An 18,681-nucleotide genomic window follows, 5' to 3' on the forward strand; every position below is an offset into this window, starting at 1 on the left:
TTATATATGGTTAGCAAGCACTGCGCAGCCCGCCTGGCGATCAGCGTGCACTCGGCGGATCGAGCAACCAGGCGACGCAGATGACGCGGATCAGGCCACTGAAGTTGCGCACCCCGCCCTGTCGCAGATGCACCTCGCGGTCCACGTAGGACAACACTGCGCTGACCGAGCAGCGGTTGGCCTCGGCGATACGCTCCAGGATCCCCCAGTAGACCGCTTCCAGGCGCAGACAGGTGGAAAACCCGTTGAGCCGGACCGAACGCGACACCGGCCTGATCTGCAGCATGTCGAAGTCGGCCTTGAAGGGGTCGACGCATTGCTTGCCCGGCCAACGCCCCTGACCACCGCCTCGCTTGCCTTGTTGCATCATGCCTACCATCCGGCCACTCCATCGCGACTGCCATTGCCCCTGTACCCGGGGCCCTAGGGCAACCATGAAGCGCCAGCCTGCGCCTTCGAAGCAGCGGCAAAACCTTCCCGCAGAAACACAAAAAGCCCGGCTGCACTGCCGGCAGCCGGGCTTTCAGACGCTTCTGACGCTATGTGGCGACTATTTACCGTCCAGCAAGACGCGCAGCATCCAGGCGGTCTTCTCGTGCACCTGCATACGCTGAGTCAACAGGTCGGCGGTCGGTTCATCGCTTACCTTGTCCACCACCGGGAAGATGCTGCGCGCGGTGCGCACCACCGCCTCCTGGCCCTGGACCAGCTGACGGATCATCTCCTCCGCCGCCGGCACGCCCTCCTCCTCCTTGATCGAAGAATGCCGCGCATAAAAAGCATAGGACCCCGGTGCTGGGAAGCCCAGGGCACGGATCCGCTCGGCAATCGAGTCCACCGCCAGCGCCAGCTCGTTGTATTGCTCTTCGAACATCAGGTGCAGGGTTCGGAACGACGGACCGGTGACGTTCCAGTGAAAGTTATGGGTTTTCAGATACAGCACGTAGGTATCCGACAACAGGCGGGACAGCCCATCGACGATGGACTTGCGATCTTCTTCACTGATACCGATATCAATTGCCATGAAGTTCCCCTTTCCATGAGCTTGATGATCAAGCGGGCCCTTCCAACTGTATCAACACTTGGCGCAACCCGCCTGTGACATGGCGCAACACATCGGCTGTGGCGGCCTGCGGTTTGAGTAGCCTGCGCCTTTGCTGTTAAATAGGCAGGGTGCCACCCGTGCGGACTGTTATTGCCGGGTGCATAGGCTGGCCTACCACGTGTTCGCGCTTTACACCTCATGCGCACCGTGTCGCCAGCTCTTCCTGTGATCAGCTTGTCAACTGTGAGCCAACCCATGTTCAAGATCGTCCATCTGGTGACGGGCGTAGCGGCTTTGCTGCTATCGCTCATACCCAGCCTGAAAACCGACGCAACACCCTTCCTGCAGCAACCCGACGCGGTCTACCTGGCACTGCTCGGCCTGCTTAACCTGGTATTGGCCCCGGTCGTGCCGCTGTATTACCGAGGTGCCCGGCAACAATTGCAGCACCTGGCTTGCGCCCTGCTGGTGGTGGCCGTGGTATTGCAGACCCTGACGCTGCTGGCTCGCCCCGAAATGGGCAACCTGGCCGCCCTGGTCTGCGCGGCATTGGCCGTGGTGCTGCACTTGGCTGCGGGCTTCGCCCGAACCAACCGAAAATCCCGCGCGAGCCAAAGCGCCCCCTTGGAGGCCAGCAACCGCGATACGGGCACCGTCAAGTGGTTCAACACATCCAAAGGCTTTGGCTTCATTTCCCGCGATTCGGGCGATGACATCTTCGTGCACTTCCGCGCCATCCGCGGCGAAGGCCACCGCATTCTGGTCGAAGGCCAGCGCGTCGAGTTTTCGGTCATGCACCGTGACAAAGGCCTGCAGGCCGAAGATGTGGTTGCGGTAACCCGTCGCTGACCGTGTGCAGCCCTGGTGCAAGGCCAGGGCTGCCTCAACTCAATAATGAGGGGGCGGCGCCTCTTCACCTTCGCTGCCGTACTGCCCCACCATTTCTTCGTAACGCTTGAGCAACTCGGCCATCTGCAGTTGCAGGCGCTCGATCACACGCCCTTGCTCGACCACCACATCATTGAGCGCCTGAAGCGTGTCGTCCTGGAAGGCCTGGCGGGTTTCCAGCTCGATGATTCGCGATTCAGAGGACACTTCAAGCCACCTGCTGGTAGTCATCGTTGAGCAGCGCGCGCAGGCGCTGACCAATGGCATCGACTTGCCCCGGCGCATACTCGACGGCGGGCACTTTGCCCCATACCGGCGCTGGCCATGCGGCGTCATGGGTGTGACGGACGATCACATGCATGTGCATCTGGCTGACAACGTTACCCAGGGTGGCAACGTTCATCTTGTCAGCCTTGAATTCACCCTTCAGCACTTCAGCCAGATACGTGGTTTCTTTCCACAGCTGCGCCTGGTCTTCCTGGCTCAAGTCGAACAATTCGCTCACCCCAGCGCGACGAGGCACCAGGATGAACCAAGGGTAATTGGCGTCTTTGCTGAGCAACACACGGCACAACGGGAAGTCTCCAAGTACATAGGTGTCTTGCTGTAAACGCGAATCCATCTCAACCACTATCAACCTCCAATACTCGACAACGGGCCCGCGACACACGGGAACATTGCGCAAGGATACCTTGCTTCGCACGCGTCGGCATGCAACAGCAGCCCGGCATTGCACACTTTAAGTTCATGAGTACCTCCTGCCTGCACAGCCGCGGTAACACACCGCTACTTTTCGCACCAAAATGAGGCCGCAAACGAGCACACCACTACGCTTTTACCCACACGAATGACTCCGCATGAACAGTTGCCGGTAACACATTGACTTTTATGACAGGTTTTGAATTTGAAAACCGCCACTGTTGTGGCACACCATCAGACAAGCCTCGCCCCGTGTTTACGGTACTTTCCGACCTTCGGCAGCCTCATTTGTGAAAATTTCATGAACCGGCGGTACTTTTGAGCACGCTTGTTGCATTCCTCTCCCGCCAAGTCGGCACGACATCTGCATCAAGCGATGTACGCAACAAATAACAACAGCCGCTTTGGATACACCAGGGAGTTTCCCTAACCGGAACCTGTAGTTACGGATTCGTTACGGTGACAGGAACAGCGCTGGCGTTGTACGACCCGGGAATCCGGGACGTGATTTGCGACATGGAAATACCTGAAAGCGACATGGCCATAAAGTTCCCGAAACGTTGAATATGCCCATATCGCCAACAACAGTCAGCGTGTTATACATTTCCGCCGACATAACAAGAAAGAGCTGCCCCATATAACTAAAAGACTTGGGCGCAGCGGTACTCTTCCTAAAAAACCAAAGGAGCAAATCACGATGCGCGTGATGAAGTGGAGCATGATCGCCCTGGCCGTTTCGGCAGGGACCTCGCAATTGGCCTTCGCCTCTGCACAAGACGAGTCCAAGGGTTTCATCGAAGACAGCCAGCTGAACGTCAAAACTCGCATGCTGTACTTCAGCCGTGACTTCCGTAACAACCCAGCCGGCACTCAGAGCCGCGTGGAAGAAACCGGCCTTGGTTTCCTCGGCACTTACGAATCGGGCTTCACCCAGGGCACCGTAGGCTTCGGCGTCGACGCCATCGGCATGCTCGGCCTGAAACTGGACAGCGGCAAAGGTCGCGCCGGCACCGGCCTGTTCCCACAAGGCTCCGACGGCCGTTCGCAGGATGATTACTCCGAAGGCGGCGGCGCTGTAAAAATGCGCATCTCCAATACCGTGCTGAAGTTCGGTGACCAGTTCACCGCCATGCCAGTATTCGCCACTGACGACAGCCGCCTGCTGCCGGAAGTTGCCGAAGGCGGCCTGATCACCAGCAACGAGATCAATGGCCTGACCCTGAACGCCGGTCACTTCACCGCCATGAACGCCCAGGCTCAGACCTACCATGACAGCCTGAACCTGACCGAAGCCAACATCTTCGGCGGTACCTACGCGTTCACTGACAGCCTCAGCACCAGCGTTTACTACTCGCACATCGAAGATCACTTCCGTAAGTGGTACGGCAACATCAACTGGGCACTGCCGATCAGCGACAAGCAAGGCCTGGTGTTCGACTTCAACATCTATGACACCAAGTCGATCGGCGCCAACCGCACCGGGGCATTCGTCACCAAGTCCGACGGCACCAACGAGCTCGACAACATCGCAGCCAGCCTGTCGGCCGCCTACAACATCGGCGCCCACACCTTCACCCTGGCCTACCAGAAAGTCAGCGGCGACGGTGACTACGCCTACGGCGTGGACGGCGGCGGTACCGTGTTCCTGGCCAACTCCATTGCCCGTTCCGACTTCAACGCCGAAGACGAGAAATCCTGGCAGGCTCGCTACGACCTGAACTTCGCCGAGTTCGGCGTACCAGGCCTGACCTTCATGACCCGCTACGCTCGCGGTACCGGTGCAACCACTCGTACCACCGACGACGGTAAGGAATGGGAACGCGACGTAGACGTCAAGTACGTCATGCAGAGCGGCCCAGCGAAAGACCTGAGCTTCCGTGTCCGTCAGGCCACCTACCGTTCCAGCGACGGTGTGTACTACGGTTCGAGCTCGATCGACGAACTGCGTCTGATCGTCGAGTACCCGCTGAGCATCCTGTAAGCCTGGCTTGCAGTGCCCCGCACTTGAAAAAGCCCGGCGATCACGCCGGGCTTTTTCTTGGCTGACAAGTGTCACGCCCTGGGGCATCCTGTACGCCTTCGTTTCGCCCCCGTACAATGCGGGGTCATTTCAACGTCTTAGGCAATCGACACGGCCCACCATGCGCACCAGTCAATATTTGCTCGCCACCCAGAAAGAAACCCCTGCCGACGCAGTGGTCATCAGCCACCAGCTCATGCTGCGCGCCGGCATGATCCGCAAACTGGCCTCTGGCCTGTACACCTGGCTGCCGATGGGCTTGCGAGTGATGCGCAAGGTCGAAGCCGTTGTACGCGAGGAAATGAACGCCGCCGGCGCCCTGGAAGTGCTGATGCCCAGCATCCAGCCCGCCGAACTGTGGCAGGAATCCGGCCGTTGGGAGCAGTACGGCCCAGAGCTGCTGCGCCTGAAAGACCGTCACAACCGCGACTTCTGCGTCGGCCCAACCCACGAAGAAGTCATTACCGACCTGGCCCGTAACGAGCTGTCCAGCTATAAACAGCTGCCGCTCAACATGTACCAGATCCAGACCAAATTCCGTGATGAGATCCGCCCACGCTTCGGCCTGATGCGCGGCCGCGAGTTCATCATGAAGGACGCCTACTCCTTCCATGCCGACCAGGCTTCCTTGCAGGAAACCTACGACCGCATGCACCAGGCGTACAGCAACGTCTTTACCCGCCTGGGCCTGGACTTCCGCCCAGTGCAAGCCGACACCGGCTCCATCGGTGGCAGCTACTCGCACGAATTCCACGTGCTGGCCGAATCCGGTGAAGACGATGTGATCTTCAGCGACAGCTCCGATTACGCTGCCAACATCGAGAAGGCCGAAGCCATCCCGCGTGAAACCGTGCGCCCTGCCCCTGCCGAGGAGCTGCGCCTGGTCGACACGCCGGACGCCAAGACCATCGCCCAGCTGGTCGAAAACTTCGGCCTGCCGATCGAGAAAACCGTCAAGACCCTGATCGTGCGCGGCGCCGAAGAAGGCAAGCTGATCGCCCTGATCGTCCGTGGCGACCACGAGCTCAACGAAATCAAGGCCACCAAGCTGGAACAGGTTGCCGACCCGCTGGTCATGGCGACCGAAGCTGAACTGCGTGACGCCATCGGCGCCGGTGCAGGCTCGCTCGGCCCGCTGAACCTGCCACTGGAGTGCATCATCGACCGTTCGGTTGCCCTGATGAGCGACTTCGGCATCGGCGCCAACATCGATGACAAGCACTACTTCGGCGTCAACTGGGAGCGCGACCTGCCGGTTCCACAAGTCGCCGACCTGCGCAACGTCGTGGAAGGCGACCCAAGCCCAGACGGCCAGGGCACCCTGGTGATCAAGCGCGGCATCGAAGTGGGCCACATCTTCCAGCTCGGCACCAAGTACAGCGAGGCACTCAAGTGCCAGGTACTGGGCGAGAACGGCAAGCCTGTCGTGTTGTCCATGGGTTGCTATGGCATTGGCGTGTCCCGCGTGGTCGCCGCCGCCATCGAACAGAGCTACGACGACAAAGGCATCATCTGGAACGACGCCCTGGCGCCTTTCCAGATCGCCCTGGTGCCGCTGCGCTATGAAACCGACGTGGTTCGCGAAGCGACCGACAAGCTGTACGCCGAACTGACTGCCGCCGGCTTCGAAGTGCTGTTGGATGACCGCGACAAGAAGACCAGCCCAGGCATCAAGTTTGCCGACATGGAGCTGATCGGCATCCCGCACCGCATCGTCGTCAGTGACCGTGGCCTGGCCGAAGGCAACCTGGAATACAAGCACCGCACCGAACAGGATGCTCAAGCGCTGCCACTCAATGAAGTGCTGTCGTTCCTGCAGGCCCGCGTTCGCCGCTGATAATCAATGCACGAGTGATCATGTCCAAGCGAAGTACCTTTCCCCTGGGGGGCGCCGCACTGTGCGGCGCCCTGCTCATCAGCGGCTGCGCCAACCAGATGTCCCAGCGCAGCGAGCACGAGGAGCGCGTCGAGCGAAAACTGCTCGAACACAGTCTGCAGATCGATGTCGGCGAGCCGAAGGTGATGGAGCTGCCGCAACGACGTGTGCGCGTGCATGAGCTGAAGCGCTTCGAAGTCACCGAGTTCGAAGTTACCCGGCGCTACGACCGCTACACGCCTTACCAGCCCTGGCGGGAGATCTACGAGATCCCATTGGGTGCGGTGGCTGTGGTGGCGGGCGTGGGTGCCAACGTGGTCAATGTGTTCGCCTTGGGCAACCTGCCTGAAAGCGTGACCCACGACTGGCTCAGCTACGGCGTGGCGGGGCTTAACCCGTTCATGAACGTGCAGTCCAACGGTCGCGCCCAGCAGAACCTTGCTGGGATCAGCGAAGTGCAGAAGGACCAGCGTGAAGAGTCCACCAGCCTGCCCTGGAGCGAGCGCCTGGTCGAAGTCAAGGCCGGTAAACTCACCCACGAGCTGACCACCGACAGAAACGGCGTGCTGCGCCTGAACCTGCTCGACAGCCCGTTCTCCGAGCAGAACCTCAACCACATTGGCACCCTGCACCTGCAGGTGGTCGATGAGGACAATGCGGTGCGCGGTGACGCCAGCCTGCTGGTCAGCGCAACGCTGCGCAACAAGCTGCTTGAAGCGCATGAGCTGATCTTCGACGACCTGGAAGACGATGATGTCAGCCAGTGGGTACACCGGGTCAAACGCCTGTCCGAACTGGGCCTGGAAGAGGAAGCCAGTGAAATGGAGCAGAGCCTGATCGAGCTGACGCGCAACGATCCGGAACTGCAGCAGGAATTCCTGCAATCCCTGACCAAGGCCACCGGGCGGCTGGTAGCTGACCCAGGCGTGCGATAAATGAAAGGGGCCGCTTAGCGGCCCTTGTTCATTTAGGTGGGAAAAGCTCCAGTTGCTCATGCGCACCGCGCAAATCCCGCAACCTGACCCCGACGCCCAACAAACGCACTGGCTTGTCACCGCGCGCGAAGGCCTGCTTCATTAATTGCCGGTAACTTTCCAGATCCCTGCCTGCCCCCGCCTGCTCCATCGTCGTCTGGCTGAAGTCGTGGAACTTGACCTTGACGAAAGGCTTGTCCGGCCGGTAGCTGCTGTCCATGCGGGCAATGCGCTCATTAAGGCTGTCGAGCAACGCAGGAAGACGCTCCAGGCAACTGGCCAGGTCCGGCAGATCGGTATCGTAGGTATTTTCCACGCTCACCGATTGCCGGCGGCTGTCATTGTGCACAGCACGCTCATCAATCCCCCGCGCCAGCCCCCAAAGCCGCTCACCAAAACTGCCGAACTCACGCACCAGGGCCAGGCGCGACCACGCGCGCAGGTCCAGGCAGGTATCGATACCCAACCGCGCCAGCTTGTCCGCCGTGACCTTGCCCACCCCATGCAACCGTGCGACGGGCAAGGCTGCGACAAACGCCTCGACCTCCCCCGGGGTGATGACGAACAGGCCATTGGGCTTGCGCCAGTCACTGGCGATCTTGGCCAGGAACTTGTTGGGGGCGACACCCGCCGACACTGTGATATGCAGGGTACGGGCGACGCGCCGGCGAATGTCCTCGGCAATCCGTGTCGCGCTACCGGCGTACCACTGGCTGTCGCTGACATCCAGGTAGGCCTCATCCAGCGACAAGGGTTCGATCAGCTCGGTGTAATCGCGAAAAATGGCGTGAATCTCGCGGGATGCCTCGCGATAGGCTTCAAAACGGGGTTTGACGATCAGCAAGTCAGGGCACAGCTTGAGCGCATGGCGCGAGGACATGGCCGAGCGCACGCCATAGGCGCGGGCTTCATAGTTGCAGGTGGCGATTACCCCGCGATGGTCGGCCGACCCGCCGACCGCCATGGGCCGACCGGCCAGGCGCGGGTCATCACGCATCTCGATCGCGGCGTAGAAGCAATCGCAGTCGACATGGATGATCTTGCGCAAGGACATGGATGACCGTCAGTACTGTAGATTCATACAGATAGTATCGCATGGCCCCTCTGGCGCAATAGCCTGGGCGGCGCATCCCTCGACAATCGGCCTGCAACGCCCGGTGCGCCTGCCCCGCGCCCCGTGCTCAAACGCTAAGGGTTTGAACGAAAAAGGGTTTTCTTGGAATAATGCTTGACATAGGGCGGGAAATCCGTAGAATTCGATCTCACAGGCGCGGGATGGAGCAGCCTGGTAGCTCGTCGGGCTCATAACCCGAAGGTCGTCGGTTCAAATCCGGCTCCCGCAACCAGATTCGAGAAAAGGCCACTGTTAACGCAGTGGCCTTTTTCTTTGGCCTCGAAAAAGTCATTGTAGAAAATTGACGATAAATCAAGAGCTAACGCTTGACACACCGTCAATAAACTGTAGAATCCGCCCCACAGACGCGGGATGGAGCAGTCTGGTAGCTCGTCGGGCTCATAACCCGAAGGTCGTCGGTTCAAATCCGGCTCCCGCAACCAAATAAAGAGAAGGCCACTGTTAACGCAGTGGCCTTTTTCTTTGCATCGAAAATGATGCAGAAGAAAAAAGGTTGAGAAATCAACAATTAACGCTTTACACAGACTCAACAAGCTGTAGAATGCGCACCTCTGACGCGGGATGGAGCAGTCTGGTAGCTCGTCGGGCTCATAACCCGAAGGTCGTCGGTTCAAATCCGGCTCCCGCAACCATATTCGTCAGAACAAACCCCGCCTGTGTAACAGCAGCGCGGGGTTTGTTGTTTTATGGCCCCACGCTTTCCACCGCCACGGCACGAAGCTGCCACTCGCCTGCCCCTCAGGCTTGAGATGCCCCTCTCAGGATGAACTATCTTTAACCCGGCCAGAACGCTGAAAGCGCCTGTGCACGGAGTACTATAGGATACGTTTTCCTAAGGGACTTTCACTTGGCCGCACCTCTCCCCTACCTCGCGCTGCCGGCTCGGGGTACCAATCGATGACTTCCCACAACCCTGAACCTCCGGTGCCCCTCGCATCGGCGCTACCGACTGCTGCGCAGCGCCTGCCCATGATCGAGCGCTTGAGCCGCTATCGTCAGCCCATTGGCCTGGCGGTGACGCTGGTGCTGTTCGCCATGGCGCTGGTTGCCTGCCGCCACCTGCTGAGCGAGCTGGACATCTATGCGCTGCACGATGCCATGCTCAGTGTGCCGACGCAGTCGTTGCTCGGTGCGTTGCTGGCGACAGTCGTCGGGTTCGTGATCCTGCTGGGGTACGAATGGTCGGCCAGCCGCTACGCCGGCGTGAAACTGCCCGCGAGCAGCCTGGTCCTGGGCGGCTTCAGCGCCTTCGCCATCGGTAACGCCATCGGCCTGTCGATGCTGTCGGGTGGTTCGGTACGCTACCGCCTGTATGCGCGCCAGGGCCTTGGGGCTGCCGAAGTTGCGCGGATGACCGTTTTTGCCAGCCTGTCGCTGGGGTGTGCGTTGCCGCCCCTGGCTGCCTTGGCGACCTTGAGCGACCTGCCCGCCGCCTCCACGGCGCTGGGCCTTTCGCCGGGCCTGTTGGCGGGTATCGCTGCTGCTGTACTGGTGCTGTTTGCAGTGTTGGTGATCGGGCTCTACCGCAGGCGCCTGGCCGAACAACCCGTGGCCGATAACCTGTTGGTGCAACTGGGCCGCCGCACGCTGCGCCTGCCGGGTGCCCGCTTGGCCGCGCTGCAATTGCTGATCACTGCCCTGGACGTGGCCGCGGCAGCCACCGTGTTGTTCCTGCTGCTGCCCGAAGCACCACCCTTTGGCGCGTTCATCCTGGTGTACCTGCTGGCCTTGGCCGCCGGCGTGCTCAGCCATGTACCCGGCGGTGTCGGGGTGTTCGAGGCGATCTTGCTGGCAGCCTTTGCCGACCAGTTGGGCGCCGCGCCACTGGCAGCAGCCCTGCTGCTGTATCGCCTGATCTACGTGGTATTGCCGCTGCTGCTGGCCTGCGTGCTGTTGTTGGCCAACGAGGCACGGCGCCTGCTGTTCGCGCAACAGGCGATCAAGGTGGCTTCAGGGCTGGCCGCCCCGGTGCTGTCGATCCTGGTGTTCCTGTCAGGCGTCGTGCTGCTGTTCTCTGGTGCCACGCCGGAGATCGACACGCGCCTGGAGCACATGGGTTTTCTGGTACCCCATCGCCTGATCGATGCATCGCACTTCGGCGCCAGCCTGATCGGCGTGCTCTGCCTGCTGCTGGCCCAAGGGCTGCGCCGGCGCCTGTCTGCGGCCTGGCTGCTGACCACCACATTGCTACTGGTCGGTGCCTTGCTGTCGCTGCTCAAGGGCTTTGACTGGGAAGAGGCGTGCCTGCTCACGTTCACCGCCGCCCTGCTTGCCCTGTTCCGCCGCTCCTTCTACCGCCCCAGCCGCTTGCTAGAGCTGCCTTTCTCGCCGGTGTTCCTGGTGGCAAGCGCCTGCGTGGTCGGGGCTTCGGTGTGGTTGCTGCTGTTTGCCTACCAGGATGTGCCTTACAGCCACCAGCTGTGGTGGCAGTTCACCCTGGATGCCGATGCCCCGCGTGGCCTGCGGGCGGCCATGGGCAGCGCCGTGCTGCTGGTGGCCGTGGCCTTGACCTGGCTGCTGCGTACCGCACCGCCGGTCATCCACCTGCCCGATGACGAAGAACTGCAACGCGCCAACCGCATTCTGCTGGCGTCCGACCAGCCCGATGGCGGCCTGGCGCTAACGGGGGACAAGGCCTTGCTGTTCCACCCACGCGACAACGCCTTCCTGATGTATGCCCGTCGCGGTCGCAGCCTGGTAGCCCTGTATGACCCGATCGGCCCCGCCCAGGAGCGCGCCGAGATGATCTGGCAGTTCCGTGACCTGTGCGACCTGCACCACGCCCGGCCGGTGTTCTACCAAGTGCGCGCAGAGAACCTGCCCTTCTATATGGACATTGGCCTGACCGCCCTCAAGCTGGGCGAGGAAGCCCGGGTCGACCTGCGCCGCTTCGACCTCGACGCCAAGGGCAAGGAAATGAAAGACCTGCGCTACACCTGGAACCGTGGCGGCCGTGACGGCCTCAGCCTGGAGATCCATGAGCCCGGTCACGCCCCACTGGCAGAGCTCAAGGAAATCTCCGATGCCTGGCTCAGCGGCAAGAACGTGCGCGAGAAAGGCTTCTCGCTCGGGCGCTTCAGCCCCGAGTACCTGCAGCATTTCCGGATTGCCCTGATTCGCTTCCAGGGCCGGCCTGTGGCGTTTGCCAACCTGCTGGAAACCCACAGCAACGAGCTGGCCAGCCTCGACCTGATGCGCGCCCACCCAGAAGCGCCCAAGCTGACCATGGAATTCATGATGATCGGCCTGATCCTGCACTACAAAAGCCATGACTACGGCCGTTTCAGCCTGGGCATGGTCCCGCTTTCCGGGTTGCAGCCAAGGCGTGGCGCGCCGTTGACCCAGCGCCTGGGCTCAATGGTGTTCCGCCGTGGCGAACAGCTCTACAACTTCCAGGGGCTTCGACGCTTCAAGGACAAGTTCCAACCGGACTGGGAACCCCGTTACATGGCTGTGCCAGCAGGGCTCGACCCGCTGGTGGCACTGGCCGACACTGCCGCCCTGATTGCTGGCGGCCTGACTGGATTGGTGAAACGCTGATGATCCGACGCTATTGGCTGTACCTGGTGATTGCGCTGCTGCTGGCCGCCCTTGGCGGGGCCGCGGCCTTCTGGCTATGGACGCGCCCTGCTCCCGAGGCGCGCCTTGAGCAATTGACCCTGAATGACACCCACATCACCCGTGTCACCCCCGGCGTGCACGCCAAAGCCCGGGTTGCCATCGGCGTCCCCCAGGACCAGGCCCTGACCGACAAGCAGTTGCTGGACCTGAGCCAGGCCGGGGAAGCCCAGCTGGTGCAGGTGATCCTGCCGCCGAACGACTGCAGCAAGCAGCAGCAGGCGCTGGACCTGGCACTGACCCAGCTCGCCGAGAAACCGACCCTGGTAGCCGGCATCGGCCCGGGTGCGGCACAAGCCTGGCGCTGGCTGGCCGCACAGACTGACGACAAGGCGCGGGCCATTTCCGTCGACTTCACCCTGGAGCAACCCGGCTGCCAGGCCACGCTGCCCAAGTCGGCCGCCCACGGCCACTGGAACGTCGCCTGGAACGACAACCCGGATGACGCCAGCGCCGCCTTCGTGCGCGATCAGGCCAACGCCGAAACCAGCATCAGCGATTACGACATCCACTTGCCCCAGGTACTCAAATCGCAACTGACCCAAGCCCTGGTCGGGCATGACGGCAATGCCCTGGCCATCCCGGTGGTCGAGGTGCCGGCTGGGCAAACCACCGACACCGTCACCCTGTTCCTGTCCGGGGATGGTGGCTGGCGCGACTTGGACCGGGACGTGGCCGGGGAAATGGCCAAGCTGGGCTACCCGGTGGTCGGTATCGACACCCTGCGCTATTACTGGCAACACAAAACTCCGGAACAGAGCGCCGCCGACCTGTCGGAACTGATGCAGCACTATCGTCAGAAATGGGGTACCAAGCGCTTTGTATTGACCGGCTATTCGTTTGGCGCCGACGTGCTGCCCGCCATCTACAACCGCCTGCCGGCCGAAGACCAGCAACGCATCGACGCAGTGATGCTGCTGGCCTTCGCCCGCAGCGGCAGCTTCGAGATCGAGGTCGAGGGCTGGCTGGGTAAAGAGGGCCAGGAGGCGCCAACCGGGCCGGAAATGGCCAGGCTGCCAGCGTCCAAAGTGGTATGCGTCTACGGCGTGGAAGAGACCGACGAAAGCGGCTGCACCGACAAGACGGCCGTCGGTGAGCGACTGAAGCTGCCAGGGGGGCACCACTTCGATGAGAACTACCCTGCGCTGGCGAAGCGCCTGATCGGCGAGATCGAGACGCGCCAGGGCAAGTCGAGCGTGGCGGAGCAGAACTGATAGAAAGGGGCCGCTATGCGGCCCAATCGCCGGCAAGCCGGCTCCCACAGGTTCAACAGCGCCCTCAAGCGCTGCACACTTCCTGTGGGAGCCGGCTTGCCGGCGATGAGGCCAGAACAGGCTGCGCAATTCCAGCAGCCCGACCTGGCTCAAATCTCGACCTGGGTCCCCAGCTCGATCACCCGGTTCAACGGTAGATTGAAGAAGCGCAGATTGCCGTTGGCGTTCTTCAGCAGAAACGCAAACAGGTTCCCGCGCCAGCGCGACATGCCCTCCAGCCGCGACGCAATGACGGTTTCGCGGCTGAGGAAGTACGTCGTGCGCATCGGGCTGAAATCCAGGTCTTCCAGGTGGCACAGCTTCAACGCCGCTGGCACGTCCGGCTCGTCCATGAAGCCAAAGTGCAACAGCACGCGGAAGAACCCATCGCCATAGGCCTCCACCTCGAAACGCTCCTGCTCCGGTACCCGTGGCTGGTCCTCGCTGACCACCGTCAGCAGCACCACCTGGCTGTGCAGCACCTGGTTGTGCAACATGTTGTGCAGCAGCGCATGGGGCACGGCGTCGGGGCGCGCCGTCAGGAACACCGCCGTCCCTTCAACCCGGTGCGGCGGCTGGATGCGGATGCTGCTGATGAACACCGGCAGCGGTAGCGCGCCTTCATCGATGCGCTCGACAAGAATCTGCTTGCCGCGCTTCCAGGTGCTCATCAACAGGAACAACACGCCGCCCGCCAACACCGGGAAGGCCCCGCCCTGCACGATCTTCGGCACGTTGGCGGCGAAGAACAGCCCGTCCACGAACAAAAAGCCCAGCAGAATCGGCACTGCCAGCACCGGCGGCCACTTCCACAACAGCAGCATCACCGACGACACCAGAATGGTGGTCATCAGCATGGTGCCGGTGACCGCCACACCGTACGCCGCAGCCAGGGCGCCGGACGATTCGAAACCGATGACCAGCAACACCACACCGACCATCAACGTCCAGTTCACCGCACCGATGTAGATCTGCCCCTGTTCATCGCTGGACGTGTGCTGGATCTGCATGCGCGGTATGTAGCCCAGCTGGATCGCTTGTCGCGTCAGGGAGAAGGCCCCGGAAATCACGGCTTGCGAGGCGATCACCGTGGCCATGGTCGCCAACCCCACCAGCGGCAGCAACGCCCAGGACGGTGCCAGCAGGTAGAAGGGGTTGCGCGCCGCCTCCGGGTTCTGCAGCAGTATTGCACCCTGGCCAAAGTAGTTGAGCACCAGCGCCGGCAGCACCAGGGCGAACCAGGCGCGGGCAATCGGCTTGCGGCCGAAGTGGCCCATGTCGGCGTACAGCGCCTCGGCACCGGTCAGCGCCAGCACCACGGCACCAAGAATGGCCACGCCCATGCCGGGGTGAACAATGAAAAAGTTCACCGCCCAACCGGGGTTGAATGCCCTGAGCACTTCAGGGCTTTGCGAGATGCCATGCACCCCCAAGGCCCCCAGCACCACGAACCAGGCCACCATGATCGGGCCAAACAGCTTGCCGATCTTGTCGGTGCCATGCTTTTGCACCAGGAACAGCGCCACCAGCACCACCAGCGAGATGGGCACCACCCAGTGATCGATGCCGTCAAAAGCCAGGCCCATGCCCTCGACCGCCGACAGGACCGACACCGCCGGGGTGATCATGCTGTCGCCATAGAACAGCGAAGCGCCAATCAGCCCGCAGATGACCATCAGCGTACGCAGCCGCGGATGGGCCGCCGTGGCCCGCCGCGCCAGCGCGGTAAGCGCCATGGTGCCGCCCTCGCCCTGGTTGTCGGCACGCAGGATGAACATCACGTATTTGAACGACACCACCCACAGCAGCGACCAGAGGATCAGCGACAGGATCCCCAGCACACCGTCATGGTTGACCGGCACGCCATAGCCACCGGTAAAGACTTCTTTGAGCGTATACAGCGGGCTGGTGCCGATATCGCCATAGACCACCCCGACCGCCGCCACGAGCAGGCCCAGCGACCGCGTCGCACCCTGCTTCCCCTCGTGCCCGCCTTCGGCATGACTGCTTGCCTGAACCATCGACCACTCCCGCAGACGGCCCTCTCGGCCGATAGAATTCACCCCCACGCCAGGGCATGGCAGATACCCGGACGCAACGGCGCGAAGCATAGCGCAGCGTTCGTCGTATTTCTGCTAGTCAAGCGACCTTGCGCTCGCTAGAATTGCGCACTTTTTGATCAGAGGCGCCAAAAAGCGCCCGTCAAGATCGCCCCCGTTTCCGGTCGGGCGACCTGTATTCAATACCGAGGTTAGTCATGTCCACCACTCCCGCCACTCCTAAGGTAGGTTTCGTAAGCCTGGGTTGCCCAAAAGCCCTGGTCGATTCCGAGCGCATTCTGACCCAGCTGCGCATGGAAGGTTATGAAGTCGTGCCCACCTACGAGGACGCCGACGTGGTGGTGGTCAACACCTGCGGCTTCATCGACAGCGCCAAGGCTGAGTCGCTGGAAGTGATCGGCGAAGCGATCAAGGAAAACGGCAAGGTCATCGTCACCGGTTGCATGGGTGTCGAGGAAGGCAGCATCCGTGATGTGCACCCGAGTGTGTTGTCGGTTACCGGCCCGCAGCAGTACGAACAAGTGGTCAACGCCGTGCACGAAGTGGTACCGCCACGCCAGGACCACAACCCGCTGATCGACCTGGTGCCGCCTCAAGGCGTCAAGCTGACCCCGCGTCACTACGCCTACCTGAAGATTTCCGAAGGCTGCAACCACAGCTGCAGCTTCTGCATCATCCCGTCGATGCGCGGCAAACTGGTCAGCCGCCCGGTGGGTGAAGTGTTGAGCGAGGCCGAGCGCCTGGTCAAGGCAGGCGTCAAGGAGATCCTGGTGATTTCCCAGGACACCAGCGCCTACGGCGTCGACGTCAAGTACAAGACCGACTTCTGGAATGGCCGCCCGGTCAAGACCCGCATGCTCGAGCTGTGCGAAGCGCTGAGCAGCCTGGGCGCCTGGGTCCGCCTGCATTATGTGTACCCGTACCCGAACGTCGACGACGTGATCCCACTGATGGCCGCCGGCAAGATCCTGCCGTACCTGGACATCCCGTTCCAGCACGCCAGCCCGAAAGTGCTCAAGTCGATGAAGCGCCCGGCCTTCGAAGACCGTACCCTGGCGCGCATCAAGAACTGGCGCGAGCAGTGCCCTGAGCTGGTGATCCGTTCGACCTTCATCGTCGGCTTCCCTGGCGAAACCGAAGAAGACTTCCAGTACCTGCTCGACTGGCTGACCGAAGCCCAGCTCGACCGCGTCGGCTGCTTCCAGTATTCGCCTGTCGAAGGCGCCCCGGCCAACGACCTGGGCCTGGACGAAGTGCCGGATGACGTCAAGCAGGACCGCTGGGACCGCTTCATGGCGCATCAGCAAGCCATCAGCAGCGCGCGCCTGCAGCTGCGCATCGGCAAAGAGATCGAAGTGCTGATCGACGAAGTCGAGGAGCAAGGTTCGGTAGGCCGCAGCTTCTTCGATGCACCTGAGATCGACGGCAGCGTGTTCATCGATGGCGACCACGGCTTCAAACCCGGCGACAAAGTGCGTTGCCGGGTTGTGGATGCCGACGAGTACGACATGTGGGCAGAGCCTGTCTGATCAACGCAAAGCGCTGAAATACCGGGGGCGCATGGCGCCCCTTGTGTTACCACATCCGCCCACACCCTCCGGTCATGCGCACTCCCGGTAGGAGCAGCCTTGTGCTGCGAAGAGGCCGGCGCTAGCAGCGAAGATTTACGGCGTTGCCACTGCCCTCTTCGCAGCACAAGGCTGCGCCTACAGTGCAATGGTTAGGCTGATCTGACGCCGACCTTTGCATTTGCATCTATCGTTCTCCTCAGTCCCCAGGAGGATTACACGGATGCGCCAGGTTTCGACGCTGCACACCCCCCATCTGCGCGACTACCCCGAGCTTACCCAGGTTTGGGAAGACTCCGTACGCGCGACCCACGATTTCCTGCCTGATGCCTATATCCTGCTGCTGCGCGAACATGTGCTGCACCGCTACCTCGATGCGGTGATGCTGATTTGCTGCAAGGACTCACAGCAACGCATCCAGGGCTTCGCCGGCGTGGCCAATGGGCGGGTGGACATGCTGTTCGTCGCGCCCTCATACCGCGGCCAGGGCATTGGTAAACGGCTGCTGCATTACGCCATCGATGAACTGAATGCCGAACGCCTGGATGTCAATGAGCAGAACCCGCAGGCGCTGGGGTTCTACCTGCACGAAGGTTTTGAGGTAGTTGGCCGTTCACAGACCGATGGGCTGGGGCAGCCCTACCCCTTGCTGCACCTGCGACTGATCCGCGCAGGGGCCTGACGCTTCTGCCGTGTTGTCTCGCCAAAACGGCGTAAATGACACAGATTCCCAGCCCCTCGACCGCCCAGGCAGGTACAATGGCGGCCTTTCCCTGCCTTTGCGAATCGCCGTCATGTCTGAGCCCGTCCGCCTGTCCAAACGCCTTATCGAGCAATTCGGCTGTTCCCGCCGCGAAGCCGAGCTGTACATCGAAGGCGGCTGGGTCACGGTCGATGGCGTGGTGGTCGAGCAGCCGCAGTTCAAGGTCGACGGTCAACAGGTCGAGCTGCTGCCCGGTGCGCGCGCCGAGAACCTCGAGCCCGTGACCCTCTTGCTCAACCAGCCTGCCGGCCTGGACACCGAGTCGGCCCGTATCAGCATGACCATGGACACCCTCAGCGAGGCGCACCGTGAAGGTGTTCGGCCGCTGCATGGGCACTTCACCAAGCTGTCCTGCATTGCGCCACTCGAGCGTGGCGCCAGCGGCCTGCAGATTTTCACCCAGGATTGGCGCGTAGCGCGCAAGATCGACGCCGACCTGCGTCGCCTGGAGCAGGAATACATCATCGAAGTCAGCGGCGAAGCCACCCCGCAGGCGCTGGAGCGCCTGGCCCGTGGCGTGATGCGCAATGACCGGGAGCTGCCCAAGGCCAAAGCCAGCTGGCAGAACGAAACTCACCTGCGCCTGGCCTTGAAAAACCCGCAGCCGGGGCAGATTTCTGAACTGTGCGCCAGCCTGCGCCTGCAGATAATCAGCATGCGCCGCATTCGCCTGGGCGGTGTGTCCATGGGCAAGCTGCCACTGGGACAGTGGCGCTACATGGCGGCCAGCGAACGTTTCTAAGCAATACCGCCGCGCCGGATGGCACGGCTCAGAACAGGAT

At 61.9% G+C, this 18,681-nt stretch carries 15 protein-coding genes and 3 tRNA genes; 12 read left to right on the forward strand and 6 right to left on the reverse strand.

The features are described from left to right. Positions 1–40: 40 nt before the first annotated feature. Positions 41–370, reverse strand: coding sequence for a ribbon-helix-helix domain-containing protein (locus tag LOY53_RS20550; protein ID WP_252825556.1), 330 nt, complete (start codon positions 368–370; stop codon positions 41–43). A gap of 180 nt (positions 371–550) precedes the next feature. Then, a complete protein-coding gene (locus tag LOY53_RS20555) occupies positions 551–1,024 on the reverse strand; it encodes a Dps family protein (protein ID WP_009684045.1) in 474 nt (157 codons plus the stop codon). Positions 1,025–1,300: 276 nt separating this feature from the next. On the opposite strand from LOY53_RS20555, the gene LOY53_RS26735 reads away from it, so the two are divergent. Then, a complete protein-coding gene (locus LOY53_RS26735; RefSeq protein ID WP_276534090.1) occupies positions 1,301–1,894 on the forward strand; it encodes a cold-shock protein in 594 nt (197 codons plus the stop codon). A gap of 39 nt (positions 1,895–1,933) precedes the next feature. On the opposite strand, the gene LOY53_RS20565 is transcribed toward LOY53_RS26735, so the two are convergent. Together LOY53_RS20565 and LOY53_RS20570 are read right to left on the reverse strand one after the other, a co-directional pair. Beyond that, positions 1,934–2,140 (reverse strand): SlyX family protein, encoded by a 207-nt coding sequence (locus LOY53_RS20565; RefSeq protein WP_027594674.1) that lies wholly within the window; start codon positions 2,138–2,140, stop codon positions 1,934–1,936. Between the two features lies 1 nt (position 2,141). Then, positions 2,142–2,564 carry an HIT domain-containing protein gene (locus tag LOY53_RS20570; RefSeq protein WP_099455081.1) on the reverse strand — a complete coding sequence of 141 codons (423 nt, stop codon included), beginning with the start codon at positions 2,562–2,564 and terminating at the stop codon, positions 2,142–2,144. A 765-nt stretch (positions 2,565–3,329) separates the two neighbouring features. Here LOY53_RS20570 and LOY53_RS20575 point away from each other — a divergent pair. From LOY53_RS20575 to LOY53_RS20585, 3 genes are all read left to right on the forward strand, one after another. Continuing rightward, a complete protein-coding gene (locus tag LOY53_RS20575) occupies positions 3,330–4,613 on the forward strand; it encodes an OprD family porin (RefSeq protein WP_027594676.1) in 1,284 nt (427 codons plus the stop codon). Between the two features lie 160 nt (positions 4,614–4,773). Beyond that, entirely contained in the window at positions 4,774–6,489 is a 1,716-nt protein-coding gene (locus tag LOY53_RS20580; RefSeq protein ID WP_252825557.1) for a proline--tRNA ligase, read from the forward strand. Between the two features lie 20 nt (positions 6,490–6,509). Further along, the gene (locus LOY53_RS20585) at positions 6,510–7,463 is read left to right on the forward strand and encodes a hypothetical protein (protein WP_258703234.1); all 954 of its coding nucleotides are present in this window, start codon (positions 6,510–6,512) and stop codon (positions 7,461–7,463) included. 28 nt (positions 7,464–7,491) lie between these two features. Here the strand turns inward: LOY53_RS20585 and dinB are convergent, their stop codons facing one another. Then, positions 7,492–8,550 carry a DNA polymerase IV gene (gene dinB, locus LOY53_RS20590; protein WP_177408589.1) on the reverse strand — a complete coding sequence of 353 codons (1,059 nt, stop codon included), beginning with the start codon at positions 8,548–8,550 and terminating at the stop codon, positions 7,492–7,494. 221 nt (positions 8,551–8,771) lie between these two features. On the opposite strand from dinB, the gene LOY53_RS20595 reads away from it, so the two are divergent. The 5 genes from LOY53_RS20595 to LOY53_RS20615 all read left to right on the forward strand — a co-directional run bounded on the left by LOY53_RS20595 (position 8,772) and on the right by LOY53_RS20615 (position 13,469). Further along, positions 8,772–8,848: transfer RNA gene (locus tag LOY53_RS20595), tRNA-Met, on the forward strand. Positions 8,849–8,982: 134 nt separating this feature from the next. Next, a tRNA-Met gene (locus tag LOY53_RS20600) sits at positions 8,983–9,059 on the forward strand. A 133-nt stretch (positions 9,060–9,192) separates the two neighbouring features. Continuing rightward, positions 9,193–9,269 (forward strand) — tRNA-Met (locus tag LOY53_RS20605). Between the two features lie 265 nt (positions 9,270–9,534). Beyond that, a complete protein-coding gene (gene mprF, locus LOY53_RS20610) occupies positions 9,535–12,177 on the forward strand; it encodes a bifunctional lysylphosphatidylglycerol flippase/synthetase MprF (protein WP_258703235.1) in 2,643 nt (880 codons plus the stop codon). Beyond that, complete coding sequence (locus LOY53_RS20615) at positions 12,177–13,469, forward strand: virulence factor family protein (RefSeq protein WP_258703236.1); 1,293 nt, start codon at positions 12,177–12,179, stop codon at positions 13,467–13,469. Before mprF ends, LOY53_RS20615 begins: the two co-directional genes overlap by 1 nt. Positions 13,470–13,618: 149 nt before the next feature. Here the strand turns inward: LOY53_RS20615 and LOY53_RS20620 are convergent, their stop codons facing one another. Then, a complete protein-coding gene (locus LOY53_RS20620) occupies positions 13,619–15,529 on the reverse strand; it encodes a potassium transporter Kup (RefSeq protein WP_027594682.1) in 1,911 nt (636 codons plus the stop codon). A 236-nt stretch (positions 15,530–15,765) separates the two neighbouring features. Here LOY53_RS20620 and rimO point away from each other — a divergent pair, with 236 nt between their 5' ends. The 3 genes from rimO (at position 15,766) to LOY53_RS20635 (ending at position 18,641) form a co-directional block, all read left to right on the forward strand. Continuing rightward, positions 15,766–17,097, forward strand: a complete 1,332-nt coding sequence (rimO, locus tag LOY53_RS20625) for a 30S ribosomal protein S12 methylthiotransferase RimO (protein WP_027594684.1) — start codon at positions 15,766–15,768, stop codon at positions 17,095–17,097. Positions 17,098–17,359: 262 nt separating this feature from the next. Next, positions 17,360–17,818: a GNAT family N-acetyltransferase gene (locus LOY53_RS20630; RefSeq protein ID WP_252825563.1), complete on the forward strand. Its 459-nt coding sequence runs from the start codon at positions 17,360–17,362 to the stop codon at positions 17,816–17,818. A 112-nt stretch (positions 17,819–17,930) separates the two neighbouring features. Beyond that, positions 17,931–18,641, forward strand: coding sequence for an rRNA pseudouridine synthase (locus LOY53_RS20635; protein ID WP_252825565.1), 711 nt, complete (start codon positions 17,931–17,933; stop codon positions 18,639–18,641). Positions 18,642–18,681: the final 40 nt, after the last annotated feature.

The organism is Pseudomonas sp. B21-031 (assembly GCF_024748985.1).
GTDB lineage: Bacteria > Pseudomonadota > Gammaproteobacteria > Pseudomonadales > Pseudomonadaceae > Aquipseudomonas > Aquipseudomonas kermanshahensis.